The organism is Bradyrhizobium sp. LTSP849 (assembly GCF_000938255.1).
Classification (GTDB): domain Bacteria; phylum Pseudomonadota; class Alphaproteobacteria; order Rhizobiales; family Xanthobacteraceae; genus Bradyrhizobium.
Window position 1 is genome coordinate 23328 of record NZ_JYMR01000025.1, and the last position, 21049, is coordinate 44376.

The following is a 21049-nucleotide window of genomic DNA, read 5'->3' on the forward strand; positions in this document are numbered from 1 at the left end:
CAAGTTCGTTGAACTCCAGTGTAGTCCAGGTCAACCGTGCAGAATGCGCGAACCATAACCCGCCCCGTCAAAGGCGACGAAGGCATCCGAGCGACGGACGCGGCACGCCCGTTCGTGCATGTGCTGGCCGATTCTTCCGACAAACTGGCCGGCGTCTGCTCGATCCTCGAACAGCAGTTTACCGTCGCGGGCGAGCGCCTCGACGCGGAAGCGAAGCTGTCCCAAGTGCCGTTCGCCATCGTCATCCGCGCGGAGCTGCGTGACACCGGCACCATTGCAGCCATCAAGAAGCGGGCCGCCAAGCTCGCGAAGGCCACCAAGCGTATCTTCCTCGTCGAGCACTCCTCGCACACAACTATCTCGCAGGCCTACGCCCTCGGCGCCACGTTCGTGCTTCCCGGCACGATCAACAAGATCAAGCTGCTGGCGGCGCTGGCTGACCCGGCCGAGCCGTCATCGGCTTCGTCAGGCAACACGCCACAACGGGACAACGCCGTCGAAACCGCGGCGACCGCCATCGCGTCGATGTTCACGGCGGTGACGCTCGGCGCGCCCCTCGACGTCGACGGCACCAAGGAGGCCGGCCGCCAGATCGCCGATCGCATCACCGAGCACGGCTTGTCCGAATGGCTCACGACGGTGCGGCGTCACCACGAGGGAACCTACCAGCACTGCCTGCTCGTGACCGGCGTGGCGATCGACTTTGGCCTGAGCCTCGGCGTCGGCAAGACCGATCTGGAGCGCCTGTACACGGCCGCCATGTTCCACGACATCGGCAAGGCCAAAATCCCGCTTGCAATCCTGGACAAGCCCGGCCGCCTCGATGCCGACGAGCGCGCCATGATCGAGACCCATCCGACGGCGGGTTACGAGTTTTTGAAGGATCACGAAAAAATTTCGCCGGAGATTCTCGATGCCGTCCGGCATCACCACGAATATCTCGACGGCAGCGGATATCCGGACGCGCTGTGCGGTGAGAACATCAACGACATCGTGCGCATTCTCACGATCTCGGACATCTTCGCCGCGCTGATCGAGCACCGGCACTACAAGCCGACGATGCCGCGCAACGAGGCCTACAATATTCTCTGCGGAATGAGCGGAAAGCTGGAGAAGGCGCTTGTGACCTCGTTCAAAGAGGTCGCGCTCACACGGTGAGCCCGCGCGAACCCGCCGCCAAGAACGACGTCACGAGCCCACCTTAGTGCGTGGCCCGGTATTTGACGCGGTGCGGGATAGACCGGCAGGCCAGCCCTTCCGCAAGCAGCTTCATGTCCTCGCGTCTGCCGCTGCGAACCAGCCTGCTGAACTCTTCAGGAGTGAAGGGAAGACTTGGATCATCATCAATCGGGCGCCGCATTCGCGTACCGAACAACCGTCGAACCAGGCTAGCGAGCCGCCGCATGTCAATTCCCTCGCGCCAGCATCAAACCTTTCAGTCCGCATATTGTTCCTCCCGCGCGATCGAGATTGCAAGGGGCCGCGGGGAGTCCGCACGAAAAATTTCGTGAGGGAATCATCTCCCGCTCCGCGCCAGTCGGCCCGTCGCGTCAGTCAGCCCGTCGCGTCAGTCGACAAAACCGACGAACCGTACGAACTCCTCGTTGTGCTCGCGATCGGAGCGAACGGCGTTCGCGGCGAAGCTATCGTCGGGATAACCCAGCGCGACGCAGGTCATGATGACCTCGTCCTCGGGGATCTCCGCAACCTCGCGCACGATGTCGGAACGCATGATGCCCTGCCCGTTGATCACGGAGCCGAGACCGCGGTCCCAGGCCGCGAGCACGATACCGTAGCAGAGCGCGCCGAGATCGAAATGGCAGACCGCGCCGGGGTCGAGCACGCGGTCATAGCTGAGCACCAGCGAGACCGGCGCATCGAACTGGCGGAAACCGCGCAGCACCCAATCCTGCCGCATCGGCTTGTCGTCGCGCGCAATGCCCATCGCGCCGAACAATTTTTTGGCGACGTCGACCTGGCGCGTGCGGTGAACGCCCTGGTACTCGCCGTGACTGATGATGTCGCGCTTGGCCTTGGCGCCGGCGACCATCTCCTCCATGTTGCGACGGCGGACCTGTTCCAGCGGTTCGCCGGTCAGCACATGGACATGCCAGGGCTGCGTGTTCATCGACGACGGCGCGCGCTTGGCACTGTCGATGATCGCCTCGATCACCGCGCGCGGCACCGGCTCGTTCTTGAAACCGCGCACGCTGCGGCGCGACTGGATCAGCGTCTCGAATTCCACCTCTTTACCTCCCTGGCGCATACCCGTTCGGCAGTTGCCGATGCGGCGCGCGAAATCTATGCTACCCCGTAAGCAAGACCAAGAGGACCCGCCACACCCCGTGAGGACCTACCATGCCCGCGCCGCTCGATCCCGTCATCGCCCAGATCATTCCGCTGCTGCCGCTGCGCGATCCCACAACGATGACGCCACAGAGCGCCCGCGATTCCTTGCGCGCACTGGCTGCCGCGCGTGCGGCCGTGCCGCCGCCGCCCGTCGATCTCGTGCAGGACATCAAGGTCAAGGGCGGCGCGGGCCCGCGCGATGCGCGGGTCTACCGGATCGGCGCCCGTCCCGCGCCGACCGTGGTGTTCTTCCACGGCGGCGGCTGGGTCGCGGGCGATCTCGATACCCATGACCGGCAGGCGCGCAATCTGGCGATCGAGACCGGCGCGGTCGTGATCTCTGTCGACTATCGGCGCCCGCCGGAAACGCGCTTTCCCGGCGCGTTCGAGGATGCCTTCGCCGCGAGCAGCGACATCTTCAACCGCGTCGCGGAATTTGGCGGCGATGCCAAGCGCCTCGGCGTGGCCGGCGACAGCGCCGGCGGCAATCTGGCCGCAGCGACCGCGATCGCCTGCCGTGATGCCGGCATCAAGCTCGCCGCGCAGCTGCTGGTCTATCCGGTGACGGACGTTGTCGGCAGCTATGCCGATGCGCGGGAGAACGCGCACTATCTGTCACGAACGGAGAATGCGGAAGGATACTTCCTGTCGCGCGCGGTGATGGAGTGGTTTGCCGGTCATTATCTTGCCGATCCCGGCCACGCCGCGGACTGGCGGGTCTCGCCACTGCGTGCCGCGTCGCTCGCAGGCCTTGCGCCCGCGGTCGTGACCACCGCCTGGTTCGATCCCCTGCGCGACGAAGGCGCGGCCTATGCGCGGGCGCTGGAGACCGCCGGCGTCCGGGTGAAGCATCATGAAGGCGCCGGCCTGATCCACGGCTATTTCGGCCTCGGCGAGGCCTCCGAGGTCGCCCGCGCCGAGGCCCAACGCGCGCGCGCCGATTTCAAGGCACTGCTCGCGCGGGGGATTTGATCGCGTTGCGGCCCGGCGGTATCGAATTGCCCAACCATCTCATTGGCATCATCATCGGCCTGATCGCGGCACTGCTATCGGTCGAGAACGCCTCGGCCGCGCCGCAGACCGTCTACTTTCCCAGCGTCGACGGCCGCACGCCGCTCGTCGGCTACCTGTTCCAGCCGACCACGCCGGGGCCTTGGCCTGCCGTCGTCATGCTGCACGGTCGCGGCGGGCCGTATTCGAGCAACGACAATGCCGACTGCACTTATGTCGGTCACGACACGGCTTCCCCCTGCAATGCCGCCACACTGTCCAAACGCCACGCGATGTGGGGCGAGTACTGGTCGGCGCATGGCTATCTGGCCCTGCTGCCGGACAGTTTCGGCCCGCGCTGCAAGGCGCACGGGTTCGGCCGCTTCACCCATGACGATCCCGATCGCGCCGACGTCAACGAAATGACCGTGCGCCCGCTCGATGCCGAAGGTGCGCTGGCTTATCTGCTCGGACGCGGCGACGCCATCCCCGGCCAGATCTATCTCCAGGGCTGGTCCAATGGCGGCAGCACCGCACTGAACGTGATGATCCGGCAACGCAGACAGGCAACGGGCTATCGCGGCGCCCTCGTGTTCTATCCGGGCTGCGGGCAGGCCGCGCTGCTCGCATCGACCATCTCGACCACAGCGCCGATCGCCATGTTCCTCGGGACCGACGATGAGGAGGTGTCGCCCGTGATATGCCAGCACGTCGCCGATAGGTCGCGGCAAGCCGGTAGCAGCATCGATGTCACCGTCTACCCCGGTGCCACCCATGATTTCGACGAGCCCTCGTCGCGGCGGCAGTCCGCGCCCGGGAATCAAGCCGCCATGGATGACGCACTCGTCAAGGCCATTGCCATCCTCGACCGTTGGAAAAATTGAGGCGGACGCGAACGCCGTCCACCGATCCTGCTTGATTGCGCCATGATTCCGGGCTCCAATTCGTGCGCCATCTTTTTTGGTTTAGGGAGACAACCATGATGAAGCGGATTTTCCTGGCAGCGATCGTTGCCACCTTTGCAGCAGGCTCGGCCCTCGCGGACGACACCTGCGAGAGCAAGGCGGTCGGCAAGGACGGCAAGGCCTTGGCGGGTGCTGCCAAGACCTCTTTCCTGAAGAAGTGCAAGGAAGACGCCTGCACGCCCAAGGCTGTCAGCGCGGACGGCAAGCCGCTCGCTGGCGCCGCCAAGAACAGCTTTCTGAAGAAGTGCGAGATGGGCGCGTAATCGCTGCGCGTTCACTGCTTCTTTAGCGAGCAATCCGCAAACGGACTCCGTCATGGCCGGGCTTGTCCCGGCCATCTGCGTTTGTGTTTCCGTGTCGCAAAGAACATCAGCTAACTCCCCGCGCTTGCCGAGCGCCCAATCCAAATCATTCGATGACATCACAACCCTAGACAGAAAGCCTCGGCTGACGGATCATGGCGTGCTGAGCGAATTGGGGCGGATCGACGAGGCTTTCTAGGAGAGGGACGTCAAGATGTTGCAACTTCGAGTGCGTAGTCAGATCATGGCGACAGTGAGCTTGCTGTTCGCGCTGTTCATCAGTCTTGAAGCCGCGAACGCGAGGGGCGTCGGTCTGCCCAACGTCATGGTTCTCGCAACCGGTGGCACGATCGCCGGCAGCGGGGCGAGCAGCACCACCGTGGTCGGTTACACCGCAGCCACGGTGGGCATCGAGACCCTCCTGAACGCCGTCCCCGAACTGAAAACGGTGGCTAACGTCAAGGGTGAGCAGGTTTTCCAGATCGCCAGCGAGAACATGAACAATGACTACTGGCTCAAGCTCGCAAAGCGCGTCAACACGCTCCTCACGCAGGACGACGTCGATGGGATCGTGATCACGCACGGGACCGATACGATCGAGGAAACCAGCTATTTTCTGGACCTCGTCGTCAAGAGCAAGAAACCTGTAGTCGTCGTCGGCGCGATGCGGCCGTCGACAGCGATCAGCGCGGATGGGCCCATCAATCTCTTTAATGCGGTGATCCTCGCAGGCAGTGACGAGGCCGTCGGCAAGGGCGTGCTCGTTGCTCTCAACGATCAGATCAACGCGGCTCGCGATGTGACCAAGAACAACACCTCGTCGGCAGACACCTTCCGCACGCCGGAGCTCGGCTTCCTCGGCTACATGCAGGGCAACAAACCATACTTCTATCGTCAATCGACGCGGCGGCACACGGCGGACTCCGAATTTGACGTCTCTAACCTCGATGTCCTGCCGCAAGTCGACATCGTCTACGGCTACGCCAACATGAACCGGGTCGCGATCGACGCTTTTGTCGCCGCCGGAGCCAAGGGGATCGTGCATGCCGGCACGGGCGACGGCAGCCTGGCCCGGCCCGCGGTCGAGCCGGCTCTCGACGAGGCCCGCAAGAAGGGTGTCGTGATCGTTCGCAGCAGCCGTGTCGGCAACGGCATCGTCGCGCGCAACGGGGAAGCCAAGGACGACGAACACGACTTCGTCGTCTCGGATACGCTTAACCCTCAGAAGGCGCGCATTCTGCTGATGCTGGCGCTGACCAAGACGACCGACACCAAGGAAATCCAGCGGATGTTCTACACTTACTAGCGCCCTACTCCCGCTTGAAGCGGTAATCAAAGGCGGCGCCGAGCGGTTTGATCAGTCCGACCGTCGGCGCCGGAAAATGGATCGGCAGGATCAGCGTGTCGGTGTCGGCGACGGAAGCAAAAAACTTCCGCCGCGACACCGCCGACTGCTTCGCATCCCAATCCGGCTTGGACGACCATTCCGGCTCGCGGCACTGGATCTGGTGATGCATGAGGTCGCCGGCGACGACCGCGCGCTGGCCTTTCGAGAAGATGTTCACGCAGCAATGACAGGGCGAATGCCCCGGCGTCGGCGTCAGCGTCACGGTGTCGTCGAGCGCGTAATCGTCATCCACCAGCAGCGCCTGCCCGGCCTCAACGATCGGCAGGCAATTGTCGCGGAAGACGGTGCCGGGCGGATCGTTGCCTTTGGCGTTTTCCGTCTCCCAGGCCGCGTATTCGCCCTTGTGAAAGACGTATTTGGCGTTCGGGAACGTCGGCACCCAGCGGCCGTCGCGCAGTGTCGTGTTCCAGCCGGTATGGTCGATGTGCAGATGGGTGCAGAACACGTAGTCGATCTGCTCGAAGCCGATGCCGAGCGCGAACAGCTCGTTGCGCCAGCGCTCCTTGCCGGGAAAGTCGAACGGCGGCGGATGCCCCTTGTCCTCGCCGGTGCAGGTGTCGACCAGGATGGTGTAGCGCGGCGTGCGGACGACGAATGTCTGGTAGGTGATGACCATCATGCCGCGCGCGGTATCGAACACCTCGGGCTCCATGGTCGGCAGATGGTGCTTGAACACGCCCTCGTCATAGGCCGGGAAAAAATCCTGCGGCCGCCGCCACGGTCCTTCCCGCTCGATCACCGCGTCGATGGTGATGTCGCCGATCCTGAGCTGCTTCATGGTTATTCGCTCCCTTTTTGGGAGAGCGTAGCGGGCGGCACAGCGTCGTTCAAGCCGTGCAACGCCCATGCAGCGCCCATGCGTGAGGATCGCCGCAAATCGACCCCAAACGCCACCGACGATGATCGCGGAATTGGGGAAGAATCGGTGGGCAGGAAACGCGGATTTGCGACGGCGGCCATGATCGCCGCTGCGGCGGGCGTCTACATCAACAACACAAACCTGCTGGCGACGCATCGCGACGGCAAACCGGTGTTGCTCGCCCATCGCGGCAAGGCGCAACGCTTCGATGAGCGCGAGTTGAAGAACGATACCTGCACTGCCGCGCGCATGTTGCCGCCGACGCACGACTACCTCGAGAACACCATACGTTCGATGCGAGCAAGCTTCGAGGCCGGCGCCAATTTGGTCGAGCTCGACGTGCATCCGACGACCGACGGCGAGTTCGCCGTATTCCACGACTGGACGCTCGACTGCCGCACCGACGGTCACGGTGTCACGCGCGAGCAGCCCATGGCGAAGCTGAAAATGCTCGACATCGGCTATGGCTACACCGCCGACGGCGGCAAGACCTTCCCGTTTCGTGGCAAGGGCATCGGAATGATGCCGACGCTCTCCGATGTGTTTGCCGCCTTCCCCGACCGGCGGCTTCTCATCAATGTGAAGAGCCGCGACGCGAACGAGGGCGATAAGCTCGCGGCCGTGCTGAACGCGCTGCCGGCCGAGCGACGGCGGATGATCATGGTCTATGGTGGTGATGAACCGATCGAAATGATCCGTCGCCTCACTCCGGACGTCCGCACCATTTCGCGCGGCGCAATCCGCAGCTGCCTGACCCGCTATATCGGCTATGGCTGGAGCGGCCTGGTGCCGGCGGCCTGCCGGAACGCGATGGTGCTGGTTCCGATCAATGTTGCCCCCTGGCTATGGGGCTGGCCTGACCGATTCCTGAATCGCATGGACGACGCCAACAGCGCCGTTTTCGTACTCGGTCCTTACAGCGGAGGTGAGTTCTCGACCGGCATCGATACGCCGGAGTTGTTTGGCCGGCTGCCGCAAGGCTATTCCGGCGGCATCTGGACCAACGAGATCGAGACGATCGCCGAAATCACTGGCAAGACAAAGGACTAACGCCGTCGGACGCCCGTCAGGCCTGCTTCAGCAGATGCCGGGCGAATTCGGGCAGCGTGCGGAAGGCCATGTGCATATTGTCGTTGAAGGACGCGGTCTGATAACCGTGGTGCTGCCAGGCGCGGACAAGCGCTGCACGGCTGAAGATCGAGACATGGCCGTTACGCGGGCCGACATACCACCAATTGAGGCCGTGCATCTCGAAATCGGGCGGCTGCACCAGCGTGGAGAACAGCACGAGCCCGGCCTCCTCCGTGCTTGACGCGATGGCGGCGATACCGGCCATCGGATCGGGCATGTGCTCCAGCGTCTCGAAGCAGGTGACGAGATCGAATTTTTCCTGCGGCGGCCGCGCGAAATCGGCCACGAAGGGATCGAAGGTCTGCGCCTCCAGGAAGCCTGAGCCGCGCAAATTTGCGCTCAGCAGGCCGTCGCCGCCGCCATAGTCGAGCACGCGCAACTCGGCCTTCCTCGCTCCGAATAAATCCTGCACCAGTTTTGCGCAGCTCGCGGGTCGAGCCTCCCTGTAGTCGGGATCGAACTCGATATAGCCGTCGTTATAAATGTCGGCCTTGAAGTTCGTCTCGCTCCAATCGTCAAATGCATCGGTGAACAGGAACCCGCAGAGCTGGCAGCGGCGGTAATAGACCGGCGTCCCCGACAGTGGCAGCCGCCTGCTGCGCTTTTCATTGCAGTGTTTGGCGAAATCGACCACGCCGAACAGCGCGGCCTCCGCGCCACAGATCTTGCACGGCAGAGGTGCCGTGGAAACCGGTCTCAGTTTGGTGATCATGCCCCGTCCCGCAACCTCGCCCGAGGCGATCCTCGCCTGCGAGGATTGTGCGAGGGTTGCGCGGTCGCGACCGTTCACGGTTATGGATCGGTCACTTGCAATGTCGGCAACCGATCAGGGCGATCCCGATTACGACCGCAATCCCGGCGCTTCCTGCCCCGTGCGGGCGACGTATTCGGTGTAGCCGCCGCCAAACTGGTGGATGCCGTCCGGCGTCAGCTCCAGCACGCGGTTCGACAGCGTCGCCAAAAAATGCCGGTCATGCGAGACGAACAGCATAGTGCCCTCGAAATCCGACAGCGCCGTGATCAGCATTTCCTTGGTGGCGAGATCGAGATGGTTGGTCGGCTCGTCCAGCACCAGAAAGTTTGGCGGATCGAACAGCATCTTGGCCATCACCAGCCGCGCCCTCTCGCCGCCCGACAGCACCCGGCAGCGCTTCTCGACGTCGTCGCCGGAGAAGCCGAAGCAGCCTGCGAGTGCGCGCAGGGAACCCTGCCCCGCGGTCGGAAACGCGTATTCGAGCGACTCAAACACCGTCTGCTCGCCGTCGAGCAGGTCCATCGCGTGCTGGGCGAAATAGCCCATCTTGACGCTGCCGCCGACCGCCACGGTGCCCTGATCCGGCTCGCTCGCACCGGCAATGAGCTTGAGCAGCGTCGATTTGCCGGCGCCGTTGACGCCCATCACGCACCAGCGCTCGCGGCGGCGGATCATGAAATCGAGCCCGTCATAGATGCGCTTGCTGCCATAGCCCTTGTGGACATTCTTCAAGGCCACGACATCCTCGCCCGAGCGCGGCGCCGGCAGGAAGTCGAACGCAATGGTCTGGCGACGGCGCGGCGGCTCGACCCGCTCGATCTTGTCGAGCTTCTTCACGCGGCTCTGCACTTGAGCTGCATGCGAGGCGCGCGCCTTGAAGCGCTCGATGAACTTGATCTCCTTGGCGAGCATGGCCTGCTGGCGCTCGAACTGCGCCTGCTGCTGCTTCTCGTTCAGCGCACGCTGCTGCTCGTAGAACTCGTAATTGCCGGCGTAGGTGGTGAGCGAGCCGGAATCGATCTCGACCACTTTCGAGATCACGCGGTTGATGAACTCGCGGTCATGCGACGTCATCAACAGCGTGCCTTCGTAATCGTGCAAAAACTTCTCGAGCCAGATCAGGCTTTCCAGATCGAGATGGTTGCTCGGCTCGTCCAGCAGCATGACGTCGGGACGCATCAAAAGAATACGCGCCAGTGCCACACGCATCTTCCAGCCGCCGGAGAGTTTTCCGACGTCGCCGTCCATCATCTCCTGGCTGAAGCCGAGGCCTGAGAGTGCCTCGCGCGCCCGGCCGTCCAGCGCATAGCCGTCGAGCTCCTCAAAGGCGTGCTGCACCTCGCCATAGCGGGCGATGATCTCGTCCATCTGATCGGCCTTATCGGGGTCGGCCATCGCGGTCTCAAGCTCGTGCAGCTCGGCCGCGACCACACTCACCGGCCCTGCCCCGTCCATGACCTCAGCCACGGCGCTGCGGCCGGACATCTCGCCGACATCCTGGTTGAAATAGCCGATGGTGATGCCGCGGTCGGTCGAGACCTGCCCTTCGTCGGGCAGTTCCTCACCGGCGATCATCCGGAACAGTGTGGTTTTTCCAGCGCCATTCGGGCCAACGAGGCCGATCTTCTCGCCCTTGTTGAGGGCGGCGGAGGCTTCGATGAACAGGATCTGGTGGCCGGCTTGCTTGCTGACGTTGTCGAGGCGGATCATGAGGTCTTTTTGGGGAATTATTGCGCTGCGGCGTAATAGGCCATGCCGGCCGCCAAGGGAAGCCCGGCCAGACCCGGATCAGCCCCGGCCGTTCGTCAAATTCCCGCAATTCCCCCAGAAGCTTAGGGCTTGTAGACCTCCACGGTCTGCATCATGCCCATCTCCTCATGGTTCATCATATGGCAGTGGAGCATGTAGACGCCGGTGAAATCGAGAAAACGGGAGCGGAACACGACCACGCCGCCCTTGCGCTCCACGATCACGGAATCCCGCCATTCCGGCACCGCCAGCGCCTTGCCGTTGACCGAGACCACCTGGAACGGGTTGGTGTGGATGTGGAAGACGTGGTCGTCATGCTCATGGGTGTTGACGATGGTCCACTCCTCGACCGCCCCGAGCTTGACCCGCTGATCGATCCGTCCCGGGTCGAACTTCTTGCCGTCGACGAAGAACTCGAATTCCTGCCAATGGCCGGCCGCGTCGGCTTCCGGCGCGGTTGCCGACAGCACCACCTTGCGGCGGTTGGTGATCTCCGTGTCCTTGATGGCCGCGAGCGGCGCCGGCGGCAGGGCGCGCGGCAGCTTCATGTCCATCGGCGCGCCTGAGACCACGACGCGCGCCAGCGGCCCCACCGGCGAAGGGTGGCCCTGATCGTAAGGCGCCGCGTTGAAGGCGTAGGTGCCGGGGCTGCCTGCTTTCACCAGAATATCGGCGCGCTGGCCCGGCGCGATCAGGACCTGCTTGAGCGACTGCATGGCGCCGAGCTGGATACCGTCATAGGCGATCGCCTGCAGATCGTGCTTCTCGAGATCGAGCAGCATGTCGTCCTGATAGGCGGCATTGAGGATACGCCAGCGCTGAACCTCGCCGGGCCGCATCTCGATCGCCGGCCGCCGCTGCCCGTTGATCGCGAGGAAGCGCGTCGCAGTCTCCGGAAACAGCGTCTCGAAATTCTCGACCATGCCGCTCGCGTCGTAGACCACCTGGGTCAGCACCATGAGGCGCTCGCGGGCAGTGGCGATCTCGGGAACGTCGGCGAAATCGCCCTCGATGACGACGGCGCCGACCATGCCGGAGGACATCTGGATATCGGCGCTGCCGTGGTGGTGCGGGTGATACCAGTAGGTGCCCTTGGTGTGATCGGCCGGCAGGGCGATTTCGATGTTGTAGCTGCGGCCCGGAGCCATCGAGCGCATGACGTTGTCGGAAATCCCGCTCGGACTGGTATGCGCGCCGTGGAAATGGAAATTGGTGTTGTTGAACTGGTGCGGATGGCTGATGTCGGCCGGCAATCCATCGCGGTTCGGCGGCAGGTCGTTGATCATCTTGATGCGCAGGGTTTCGCCGGGCTTCATGCGCAAGGTCGGTCCGGGGCTGCCACCTTCATAGGATCTGACGCAGAGCCTGACGCCGCCGATCTGGCGATAGGCATAGCCGACGCGCAAGGTGGTGCTGAGCACGCCGTTGACGGACCGCCGCACCTCGGGCTCGAGCAGCGGCTGATCCATCGCCGGGACCGGGGTTTCCGGAATCATCCCCATCGTCGGTGACATGTCCGCGGCGTGCGATGCGCCCGCATGGTCGTGCATGGCCTGCTGGGCCTTCGCGGCCCCTGCGACCAGCGACAACGCACCCACCTTGAGACCGTAATCGAGCAATTGGCGCCGCGAGAGCTTTGTCATATCCGCCGTGACTGGAGAGACGTCGTTCGGATCGTGCTGCATTTGAGTTTCGCCCCCGTTGCCGATCCGTCTTCAGTTCGATTCGATTCTAAAGCAAGCGCGAACGACGATTCCATCCGGGAAGCGCACGACATTCACCGGTTGTAAACGCCCCGACCCTTTCTATCGTCGTATGACGAATCATGACGGATTCGAGCTAGCATTGGCGCGTACTCTCCGGGCATCGATGCCGCGAGCATCATGATGTCGTCGAAACCCTGTACAAGGATCTGAGCATGAGGCCTTCGCGACGTGAGTTCGTGAAGTGGTTATCGGCGGGAGGCATCTCGGTCAGCCTGTCGCATCTGGCTTCGGCGGCGGGAGCTCCCTTCGCAGCCCACGAGACGCTGCCGGGACGCGGCAACTTCAATCCCGCAACAAAGGGCGCCGGCCGTGTCGACGGCGTCGCCAAGGTCACCGGCGCAAAGCTCTACGCCTCCGACTTCCGCGCCAATGACCTGCCGGGCTGGCCGCAGACCACCTCGCACGCGATCCTGGTGCGCGCCAATGACGCCACGCATGTCTACACCGGCATGGACCTCGCCCGCCTCGGCGGCGCGCTCAAGCCGTCGGTGGTGGTGACTGCCGCCGATCTCGACCGGATCGGGACGCAGGTGCCGGAATTCTATGCGGGCGACCTGTTTTGTCCGATCGGCAAGACGCCGCTCTATCTCGGCCAGCCGGTCGCGCTTTTGATCTTCGAAAAGTTCGACGCCTTCGACCAGGCGCGTCTCGCGCTGCGCGACGGCACTTTTGTCCAATTCGGCGAGGAGACCGGGCCTGTCGTCGTCCCCGATTACGGGGCCTTTCGCTTCACCCGCGTGGCAGGCCCCTCGCCTGACAAGCCGGATGTCTATTCGCCGCTCCAGGCCGGCTGGGTCTCGCCGAAGAAAGTACAGAGCGCGGCGCTGCCGGTGTGGTCGCCGCTCGCCAAGGAAATGCCGGCAGATTACGCCAAGGCGGCGAAATATGGCGAGCAGATTCGCGCCGAGCTAGCAGCGGATGACGCCTCCATGCTGGTGCTCGACCGCGAGTTCGAGACGCAATCGGTCGACCCGATGTTCCTGGAGCCGGAATGCGGCCTCGGCTGGTACAACGGCAAGGGCGGCAACCTCGAACTGCTGCTTGGCGTACAATCGCCCTACGAGGCGGCGGAGTCGATCGCGCATCTGTTTGGCAAGGCCCGCGCGCCGTACAAGCCGGCGCACATCAACGCGCAGTTCGCCCATGTCGGCGGCGGCTTTGGCGGACGCGATCACACGCCTTTCATTCTCTATGTTGCGCTTGCGGCGGTCTGCTTTCCCGGTAAGCCCGTGCGGCTGGCACATGACCGCTACCAGCAGTTTCAGGCCGGCATCAAGCGCCACGCGATCAAGATGCGCTCGCGCATCGGCATCGATCGCGCGACCGGCAAGATCAAGGCGTTCGCCGCCGATCACGTGCTCGACGGCGGCGGGCTCGCCCATTTCTCGGCCAGCGTCGCCGTCGTCGCGGGCACGGGCGCGATCGGCATCTACGACATTCCAAAGGTCGACGTCAGGACCGTCGCGGTGCACTCGCGCGGCGTGAGCGCGGGCTCGATGCGCGGCTACGGCATCCTGCAAGCCATGACGGCGCTGGAGGTCCTGATCGACGAGGCGGCGTCCGAGCTCAAGCGCGATCCGATCGAGTTCCGGCGGCGCAATGCGCTGCCCCAGAACGGCCGGACCATGACCGGCAATCCCTACATCGTCTCGGTGCGCACACCCGAAATCCTCGACAAGCTCGAGCAGCATCCGATCTGGCAGCAGCGGGCCCAGTTCAAGCAGACATCGTCGGACCGGCTGGTCGGCACCGGGGTCGCCTGCGTGACGAAAGACTATGGCTCCGGCGCGGACGGCTCGCTCGGACGCGTGGAGCTTGCCCCCGACGGCAGGATCGTAATCTATTGCGATCATGTCGAGATGGGCAACGGCATCGGCACGGCCTTGGCCAACCGTGTCGCAAGCCATCTCGGCGTCATCGCCGACGAGGTCTCGGTCGCCCGCGTCGACAGCTATGACGTGCTCGGACTGGTCACGTCCGGCGATCCCTCCACCATGGACCAGAAGACCCAGGATGCCGCGGAGAAAAATCCGCGCTGGGTGCCCGCGATCAGCTCGCCGACGAGCTCCTCGATCGGCGCGCATGTCGGCACCCATTCCGCCGGGGAAGCCGCCCGCGTCATTTTCCGCTTCGGCCTATGGCCCGCGGCGCTTGAGCTGTGGCGCATCCCGAAGACCGATCCCCGCGCCAAGCAATCGGCGATCGCAAGCTGGCAGAACGGCCAGCTCACGATGCCGGGCCTGGAGCCGCTGGCACTCCCCGTGCTTGCGGCAACCGCCCATGCGCGTGGCTTCGTCACCGGTGCGGTCGCGCACAGCTTCTCCCGCTGGGCGTGGTCGCGGGCACGCTTTCCGCTGTTCGGCGAGCAATACCGCGCCGACATCGACGCGCTGGCGATCCGCAGGGGCAACGGCAAGTTCGAACGGATCAACCGTGTCAGCGTCAAGTTTCCGCCGACCGACAACAACCGCATCGGCACCGCCTACACCTCGATGTGCGGCACGGTCGTCCGCGTCGAGATCGAGCGCGCGACCGGGAGCTTGCGCATCGCCAAGGCCTACAGCGTGTTCGAATGTGGCACCGCGCTGGTGCCTGAGGTGGTGATGGGCCAATCCCAGGGCGGCTTCGCCATGGGCGTCGGCTATGCGCTGCTGGAGACGCTGCCGCCGTTCGAGGGCGGTCCCGGCAACGGCGAATGGAATCTCGGGCGCTATCTGGTCGCACGCGGCTCCGACCTGCCGCTCCGCGATCTCGAGATCGAGATGCTGAAGCCGCTAGTACCAGACGAAGCACCGAAGGGCATGGCCGAAGTCGTGATGATCCCAATCGTGCCGGCGCTCATCAACGCCATCCATGACGCCACCGGCCATCGCTTCCGCGCGCTGCCGGTCACCGCAAGCCTATTGAAGGGAGTGCTCGCGTGACGACCCTCAGCCTCACCATCAACGGCCAGAAGCACGGTCCGATGGACGTCCGCGACGACCTCTCGATGAACGATTTTCTGCGCGAGATGCTCGGCATGACCGGCACCAAGTTCGGCTGCGGCGCCGCGCAATGCCTGAGCTGCGCCATCATCGTCGACGCGCCCGATGGCACCAGCACCACCAGCCCGACCTGCGTCGCCCCGGCCGTGAATTTTGACGGCAAGTCGATCCGCACCGTCGAGGGGCACGCCAAGGACGGCGAACTCTCGGCCCTGCAAAAAGCCTTCGTCGACCACTTCGCCTTCCAGTGCGGCTACTGCACCGCCGGCTTTCTCAACGAGGGACAGGTGCTTCTGGAACGACTGTCGCATGCGCCGGTCGCGCGCGAGGCGCTGGAGCAGACCATCGCGGATGCGCTCGATGGCCATCTCTGCCGCTGCACCGGTTACATCAAATATCACGAGGCGGTGCGTGACGTGATCCTCGCCGATTCAAACCGCTACCTCATCGCCACCAAGTGAGCGTGCCTGGGGGCACACGAGCCATGATCTCCGACGCACGATTCAAGACGATTGCCGTGATCGCGGCGCTCGCGAGCAGCCTGTGCGCGGCCTACGCGGCCTCGGAGACGGCGAGCCACGCGCTGGCTTCGCCAGAGAGCTTTGCCGCGATCAGCGACACCGAGAAGCGCTCGGCGGCGATCTTCACCGAGCTCGGAAGAGTCCTGACGCATCCGCGCTGCACCAATTGCCATCCGGCCGGCGACAGGCCACACCAGGGCGACAATGCCCGCCTCCATCAGCCGCCGGTCACGCGCGGCGCCGACGGCCACGGCCTGGAGGCGATGCGCTGCAACAGCTGCCACCAGCAGGCCAATTTCGAGCCCGGCCGCATGCCCGGCCATCCCGACTGGCATCTGGCGCCACGCGAGATGGCCTGGGAGGGCAAGACCGTCGGCGAGATCTGCGAGCAGATCAGGGATCCCGCGCGCAATGGCGGACGCAAGGTGGAAGACCTGATCGACCATATCGGCAAGGACACCCTGGTCGGCTGGGCCTGGAAGCCCGGCTTCGGCCGCTCGCCCGTGCCGGGCACGCAAGAGCAGGCCGGCGCACTGGTCGAGGCCTGGGTGAAGACCGGAGCGGCGTGTCCGGCTCCTTAGCGGGTGCTCACAAATTCGATTCGGATGAATAGCCGCTCTACACATGGGAGCAGACATGGTCAGCCACCTTAAAGAGTCGGCTAAGGGCCAACATCGGACATGCACGCAAATCGCGGTTGGCTTGTTTTGGGCGTCAAGCAAACTGCCAAAAAATATGTCGCAAACTTACTGCGTCTTAGGCGCCGGGATCGTCTCAATCTCAACCATGTCATGGTCACGGACCGTTACCGCCCGGCCGGTCGCTCCGGCAATCTTGTGCGCCATTTTCACAGCCGCCTCTTGATCCTCCAAATCAAGCACAATCAGACCGTCTCTTTGCAGGGCAGTCGGGCTTGCAATCTCGATCACAACCGGCTGCGACTTGGTTCGTTTGGGGCGTCCCCGCATAGCGTCACTCAGAGTCCTTGGGGATTAGTCGCCCTTCCTGGACCTCGTGAGTCACAGCATCGTCACGGCCTAGCTCGCCGTGTAGCCAGCCTACTGCATCGGACTTGAGAGGGTCGCTTGCGACCATTTGGGTTTCGGAATGGTCGCACTTCCGGCACTCGAATCGGTGGCGATCAGATCCCTCGGGGCCGGGTGATGAATCCGTCAAAACCATCCGCGTCTGGCACTTCGGGCAGGGCGGCCGCTGGATCGGTAACAACTCGGGATCGGGCTTTGACATCGGCAGAATGGCTCGGGCGGGAAGCTCTCAAGGTAATCGCCCTAGCCAAAACCCGTCTGCTCGCTACCCGACACAAGCTAGATCAGGTTAGCTTGATTTTTTCAAACTCGGACACCGAGACCAGAAGAGGCGGTCTTACTTCTTGTTCTTCGTGCTGATGTGGATGTTGAAAATAGAGTTTCCAGCCTCGTCGGTGACCTCAAGGGTCCATTCTTGCCCGGGACGGAGCTTCCCATCGACGTCTTTGAAAAGCTCCCCGGCGTAGACCGTGGCCTCGCGCCACGCCGCTTCATCGTCAGGCAGATCCTCGCCTTGGACGTCAGTATCTGGTCCCAAGTTGTGAACATTGAAAAAATAGCGCGGCATGCCTTGGAAATGCTCAAGACGCGGCTCTGTTCCAAGCCTTACCCTTTTGGCGCGAGGCTCGGGATAGGGTAGCGAGCCGAAACGGCTTACCCTTCGTGCTGGAATATCGCAACCCTACGATCGAGTTGCCAAAGTTCGATATCATGGCCGACCACCAGCTTTTCGGCCTGTTCTTTAGCAGCCTCGTCATCTTGGCATAAAAGGTCGATGCGTTGCCGAATATGTCCGTCAGGACCCATGACGTAGGCCCGATACCCAATCATTTCGATGACCGCAATCCGGGCGAGGAAAGCCATGTGGTCAAGCGCGAAGCCGTCTCGGCCTGTCGCGCCCTGCGCAGAAGAAGTTCGCGGGCCGTGCTACCAGGGGCCTCTTTCTCAGCCGCCTCCGTAAACCTCTTGGCCTCCTCAGCTAGCCGCTCTTCAAAGGTCAATACGTGTTTGATATGTCTCCGCACCTGGGTCATGGGGAAGTCCTCTTACACGCGCCCCATGCGTTTCTAAGTCCGTTCGGAAAATCTCGTCTGTTCGCTACCTGACTCAAGAATCAGGATTTCCGGTTGTTTTGGGCGCCACCGCACGAGACCTGTCGCCGCAAATCGCGATAAAGGTCCGATTGAGTCGCCTATCGGGCAGAACCGATTTTGCTCCCGTGTTAGTGTGCGTCATTGCCGGCCACTAATCTGGGCGTCGGCGACTGAGAGTTCTTGCACTCCCGCCTCAACCGGGAGCGCAAAGATGATGATTCACGCCAACGCGATACTCGCGTCCCTGTCCGCAAGCGACGCGGCCGCTCTGCGTCCTCACCTCAAAGCCACGCACCTAAAGCAAAAAACAGTACTGTACGAAGCTGGCGACACGATCAATTCCGTTTACTTCCCGCTAAGCGCGGTGGTGTCTCTCGTCGTGACGCTTGCGACTGGCGAAACCACCGAGGGCGCAATGGTGGGCCGGGATGGCGCCATTGGCATCGCGTCGGCGTTGGACGGAAGAGTCGCGATGAGCAGAGCCATCATCCAGTTGGGCGGCGATGCGATGGTTTGCGATCCGGCTGCATTTAAGGGCGCTGCCCTGCAATCAGAGACCCTGATTTCGAAGATCATGCGCCATGAACAGACACGTCTCCCTCCGGCGAGGGCCGCCTTGTTGGATTAGTCCAATTGGTGCGTAACAGTCCTTATGGACAGCCATAAGCGCAGTACTCAGCTTGAACGGCTTGAGGTGGTCGAGACTGGTCGCCGGCGACGCTGGTCGGATGACGAAAAGCTGCGGATCGTGACCGAAAGCTTTCAAGCGCCGCGCGCGATATCGTCGACAGCAAGACGCCATGGCATATCACGTTCGTTGCTGATGACATGGCGGCGCTCGTTCGGTCCCGAGCCGATCAGCCCTCAAAGCGAGCAATCCGGCTTTGCGCGGGTCGTCCTTGCCGCTGAGGTCGAGCCGGCGGTTGCTGCCACAGCGACGAGCGGGCAGATGGTGATCGTCGTTGGCCGGGATCGTCGGGTGATTGTCGATGCGGGCGTCGATGCGGCCGCCCTGGCGCGGGTGCTGCAGGTTCTGGAGCGTCGATGATCCCAGTCTCTTCGAGCGCACGCATCTGGATTGCGACCGGCTACACTGACATGCGCAAGGGCATGCAGGGTTTGTCATTATTGGTGCAGGAAAGCCTTGGTCGCGATCCGTTCGCCGGAGATGTCTTCGTGTTCCGCGGACGCGGCGGTTCGCTGATCAAGGCCTTGTGGCACGATGGAATTGGATTGTCGCTCTACGCGAAGCGGTTGGACCGTGGCCGTTTTGTCTGGCCGGCGACGGTGGGCGGTGTGGTGGGGCTGAGCGCGGCGCAGATGAGTTATCTGCTGGAGGCGATCGACTGGCGCAATCCGCAGCACACGTGGCGGCCACAGAGCGCAGGATAGGCTCAAAAAAGTTCTGAGGTGCGGAAGAAAAGACGCCTCAAATCGCCTCTTTTGTGATTCCATCGGGGCCATGGGTGACGGCCTTGAATCGCTGCCAGACGACATCGAAACGCTGCAAGCGGCATTGATCGTTGCTCGGGCGGAGGCTGCGGCCGCCCGTGCCCGGCAGTCCGACGACCAGGCGTTGATCGCCCATCTGAAGCTGCAGATCGAGAAACTCAACCGCGACCGCCATGGTCCGCGCTCGGAGCGTACCGCGCGGCTATTGGATCAGCTTGAACTGACGCTGGAGGAGCTGGAGAGTTCGGCGACGGAGGACGAACTCGCCGCCGAAATGGCCGCGGCCAAAACCACGAAGGTGGCGTCGTTCACGCGCAAGCGGCCGTCACGCCAGCCGTTCCCGGAGCATCTACCTCGCGAGCGGGTGATCGTGCCGGGACCTGTGGCGTGCGCCTGCTGTGGCGGCGCGCGGCTGTCCAAGCTCGGCGAGGACATCACCGAGACGCTGGAGGTGATCCCGAAATCCTGGAAAGTGATCCAGCACGTCCGCGAGAAGTTTACTTGCCGTGATTGCGAGAAGATCAGCCAGGCTCCGGCGCCGTTCCATGTGCTTGCCCGCGGCTGGGCGGGGCCAAGCCTGCTGGCGATGGTGCTGTTCGAGAAGTTTGGTCAACATCAGCCGCTGAACCGGCAAGCGGAGCGCTATGCCAAGGAGGGCGTGCCGATCAGTCTGTCGACCCTGGCCGACCAGGTCGGCGGCTGCACCGCGGCGCTGGCACCTTTGTTCAAGCGCCTCGAGGCCTACGTACTGAGCGCCGAGCGATTGCACGGGGACGACACCACGGTTCCGGTCCTGGCCAAAGGCAAGACCGACACCGGCCGGATCTGGGTCTATGTGCGCGACGACAAGCCTTTTGGAGGGCAGGCCCCGCCGGGCGCGGTGTTCTATTACTCGCGCGATCGGGCCGGCGAGCATCCCCAGGCTCACTTGGCCAACTACAGCGGAATCTTCCAGGCCGATGCCTATGGCGGCTATGGCAGGCTTTACGAACCGGGCCGCAACGCAGGTCCGATCCTGGAAGCCGCGTGCTGGGTCCATGCCCGGCGGCCGTTCTTCGTGATGGCTGATCTGGCCGAGAATGCGCGTCGCAAGGCTCAGGGCAAGAGGCCGGCAGTGATCTCGCCGCTGGCGCTGGAAACAGTCCGCCGGATCGACGCCCTGTTCGAGATCGAGCGGACCATCAACGGTCAGAGCGCCGAAAGGCGCCAGGCAGTTCGCCGGGAACTCAGCGCGCCGCTCGTGGCCGATCTGGAAGCCTGGATGCGCACACAACGCGCCAAGCTCTCGCGCAGCAACGATGTCGCCAAGGCCATGGACTACATGCTCAAGCGCTGGAGCGCATTTACCCGCTTCCTCGATGACGGCCGCATCTGCCTGTCCAACAATGCGGCGGAGCGTGGCGTGCGCGGCATCGCTTTAGGTCGGAAGTCGTGGTTGTTCTGCGGCTCGGATCGCGGCGGCGAGCGGGCGGCGGTGATGTACAGCCTGATCGTCACCGCCAAGATGAACGACGTCGATCCGCAAGCCTGGCTCGCCGACGTTCTGGCGCGCATCGCCGAGCATCCCGTCCAAAGGCTCGACGAACTGCTGCCATGGAATTGGCGCTCTGCCATCCGGAACGTTGATCAAGCCGCCTGAGCCGAAAATGACCCGCGCGCGGTCTTCGCCGGATGCTTAC

At 63.5% G+C, this 21049-nt stretch carries 21 protein-coding genes; 13 read left to right on the forward strand and 8 right to left on the reverse strand.

Translation table 11 applies throughout. The features are described from left to right. Nucleotides 1-36 precede the first annotated feature (36 nt). On the forward strand, nucleotides 37-1158 hold the full coding sequence (locus UB31_RS18425; RefSeq protein ID WP_045011922.1) for an HD-GYP domain-containing protein: 1122 nt from the start codon (nucleotides 37-39) through the stop codon (nucleotides 1156-1158). A 409-nt stretch (nucleotides 1159-1567) separates the two neighbouring features. Here the strand turns inward: UB31_RS18425 and UB31_RS18430 are convergent, their stop codons facing one another. Then, complete coding sequence (locus UB31_RS18430; protein WP_045011933.1) at nucleotides 1568-2245, reverse strand: nitroreductase; 678 nt, start codon at nucleotides 2243-2245, stop codon at nucleotides 1568-1570. 113 nt (nucleotides 2246-2358) lie between these two features. On the opposite strand from UB31_RS18430, the gene UB31_RS18435 reads away from it, so the two are divergent. From UB31_RS18435 to UB31_RS18450, 4 genes are all read left to right on the forward strand, one after another. Next, the gene (locus UB31_RS18435) at nucleotides 2359-3321 is read left to right on the forward strand and encodes an alpha/beta hydrolase (RefSeq protein WP_045011923.1); all 963 of its coding nucleotides are present in this window, start codon (nucleotides 2359-2361) and stop codon (nucleotides 3319-3321) included. Next, nucleotides 3318-4223: a dienelactone hydrolase family protein gene (locus tag UB31_RS18440; protein WP_245306015.1), complete on the forward strand. Its 906-nt coding sequence runs from the start codon at nucleotides 3318-3320 to the stop codon at nucleotides 4221-4223. The genes UB31_RS18435 and UB31_RS18440 overlap by 4 nt, the downstream gene beginning before the upstream one ends. A gap of 95 nt (nucleotides 4224-4318) precedes the next feature. Beyond that, nucleotides 4319-4567: a hypothetical protein gene (locus UB31_RS18445; RefSeq protein WP_045000191.1), complete on the forward strand. Its 249-nt coding sequence runs from the start codon at nucleotides 4319-4321 to the stop codon at nucleotides 4565-4567. A 253-nt stretch (nucleotides 4568-4820) separates the two neighbouring features. After that, complete coding sequence (locus UB31_RS18450; RefSeq protein ID WP_045011924.1) at nucleotides 4821-5912, forward strand: type II asparaginase; 1092 nt, start codon at nucleotides 4821-4823, stop codon at nucleotides 5910-5912. 4 nt (nucleotides 5913-5916) lie between these two features. Here the strand turns inward: UB31_RS18450 and UB31_RS18455 are convergent, their stop codons facing one another. Beyond that, the gene (locus UB31_RS18455; RefSeq protein WP_045011925.1) at nucleotides 5917-6792 is read right to left on the reverse strand and encodes an MBL fold metallo-hydrolase; all 876 of its coding nucleotides are present in this window, start codon (nucleotides 6790-6792) and stop codon (nucleotides 5917-5919) included. A gap of 147 nt (nucleotides 6793-6939) precedes the next feature. Between UB31_RS18455 and UB31_RS18460 the strand changes: the two genes are divergently transcribed. Next, nucleotides 6940-7923, forward strand: coding sequence for a glycerophosphodiester phosphodiesterase family protein (locus tag UB31_RS18460; protein WP_045011935.1), 984 nt, complete (start codon nucleotides 6940-6942; stop codon nucleotides 7921-7923). Between the two features lie 16 nt (nucleotides 7924-7939). On the opposite strand, the gene UB31_RS18465 is transcribed toward UB31_RS18460, so the two are convergent. From UB31_RS18465 to UB31_RS18475, 3 genes are all read right to left on the reverse strand, one after another. Then, on the reverse strand, nucleotides 7940-8716 hold the full coding sequence (locus UB31_RS18465) for a class I SAM-dependent methyltransferase (protein ID WP_045011936.1): 777 nt from the start codon (nucleotides 8714-8716) through the stop codon (nucleotides 7940-7942). A gap of 129 nt (nucleotides 8717-8845) precedes the next feature. After that, the gene (locus UB31_RS18470) at nucleotides 8846-10468 is read right to left on the reverse strand and encodes an ABC-F family ATP-binding cassette domain-containing protein (RefSeq protein ID WP_045000193.1); all 1623 of its coding nucleotides are present in this window, start codon (nucleotides 10466-10468) and stop codon (nucleotides 8846-8848) included. A 122-nt stretch (nucleotides 10469-10590) separates the two neighbouring features. After that, on the reverse strand, nucleotides 10591-12192 hold the full coding sequence (locus UB31_RS18475; RefSeq protein ID WP_045011926.1) for a multicopper oxidase family protein: 1602 nt from the start codon (nucleotides 12190-12192) through the stop codon (nucleotides 10591-10593). 233 nt (nucleotides 12193-12425) lie between these two features. Between UB31_RS18475 and UB31_RS18480 the strand changes: the two genes are divergently transcribed. From UB31_RS18480 to UB31_RS18490, 3 genes are read left to right on the forward strand one after another with little or no spacing between them, the layout of a single operon-like run. Further along, nucleotides 12426-15197 carry a xanthine dehydrogenase family protein molybdopterin-binding subunit gene (locus UB31_RS18480; RefSeq protein ID WP_045011927.1) on the forward strand — a complete coding sequence of 924 codons (2772 nt, stop codon included), beginning with the start codon at nucleotides 12426-12428 and terminating at the stop codon, nucleotides 15195-15197. Next, entirely contained in the window at nucleotides 15194-15718 is a 525-nt protein-coding gene (locus UB31_RS18485) for a (2Fe-2S)-binding protein (protein ID WP_045000198.1), read from the forward strand. The genes UB31_RS18480 and UB31_RS18485 overlap by 4 nt, the downstream gene beginning before the upstream one ends. Nucleotides 15719-15741: 23 nt before the next feature. After that, on the forward strand, nucleotides 15742-16359 hold the full coding sequence (locus UB31_RS18490) for a hypothetical protein (protein ID WP_045000200.1): 618 nt from the start codon (nucleotides 15742-15744) through the stop codon (nucleotides 16357-16359). A 165-nt stretch (nucleotides 16360-16524) separates the two neighbouring features. Here UB31_RS18490 and UB31_RS18495 read toward each other — a convergent pair whose 3' ends face one another. The 3 genes from UB31_RS18495 to UB31_RS41500 all read right to left on the reverse strand — a co-directional run bounded on the left by UB31_RS18495 (nucleotide 16525) and on the right by UB31_RS41500 (nucleotide 17688). After that, complete coding sequence (locus tag UB31_RS18495) at nucleotides 16525-16707, reverse strand: hypothetical protein (protein ID WP_156175414.1); 183 nt, start codon at nucleotides 16705-16707, stop codon at nucleotides 16525-16527. 454 nt (nucleotides 16708-17161) lie between these two features. Then, on the reverse strand, nucleotides 17162-17392 hold the full coding sequence (locus UB31_RS18500; protein ID WP_045011929.1) for a DUF6894 family protein: 231 nt from the start codon (nucleotides 17390-17392) through the stop codon (nucleotides 17162-17164). 86 nt (nucleotides 17393-17478) lie between these two features. Continuing rightward, nucleotides 17479-17688 carry a hypothetical protein gene (locus tag UB31_RS41500; protein ID WP_045011930.1) on the reverse strand — a complete coding sequence of 70 codons (210 nt, stop codon included), beginning with the start codon at nucleotides 17686-17688 and terminating at the stop codon, nucleotides 17479-17481. A gap of 441 nt (nucleotides 17689-18129) precedes the next feature. On the opposite strand from UB31_RS41500, the gene UB31_RS18510 reads away from it, so the two are divergent. The 4 genes from UB31_RS18510 (at nucleotide 18130) to tnpC (ending at nucleotide 21009) form a co-directional block, all read left to right on the forward strand. Further along, a complete protein-coding gene (locus UB31_RS18510; RefSeq protein WP_197090832.1) occupies nucleotides 18130-18546 on the forward strand; it encodes a cyclic nucleotide-binding domain-containing protein in 417 nt (138 codons plus the stop codon). A gap of 24 nt (nucleotides 18547-18570) precedes the next feature. Next, complete coding sequence (gene tnpA / locus UB31_RS18515; RefSeq protein ID WP_044999804.1) at nucleotides 18571-18966, forward strand: IS66-like element accessory protein TnpA; 396 nt, start codon at nucleotides 18571-18573, stop codon at nucleotides 18964-18966. After that, nucleotides 18963-19310 carry an IS66 family insertion sequence element accessory protein TnpB gene (tnpB, locus tag UB31_RS18520; protein ID WP_044999806.1) on the forward strand — a complete coding sequence of 116 codons (348 nt, stop codon included), beginning with the start codon at nucleotides 18963-18965 and terminating at the stop codon, nucleotides 19308-19310. Before tnpA ends, tnpB begins: the two co-directional genes overlap by 4 nt. 70 nt (nucleotides 19311-19380) lie before the next feature. Beyond that, nucleotides 19381-21009, forward strand: coding sequence for an IS66 family transposase (gene tnpC / locus UB31_RS18525; RefSeq protein WP_044999807.1), 1629 nt, complete (start codon nucleotides 19381-19383; stop codon nucleotides 21007-21009). Nucleotides 21010-21049 lie beyond the last annotated feature (40 nt).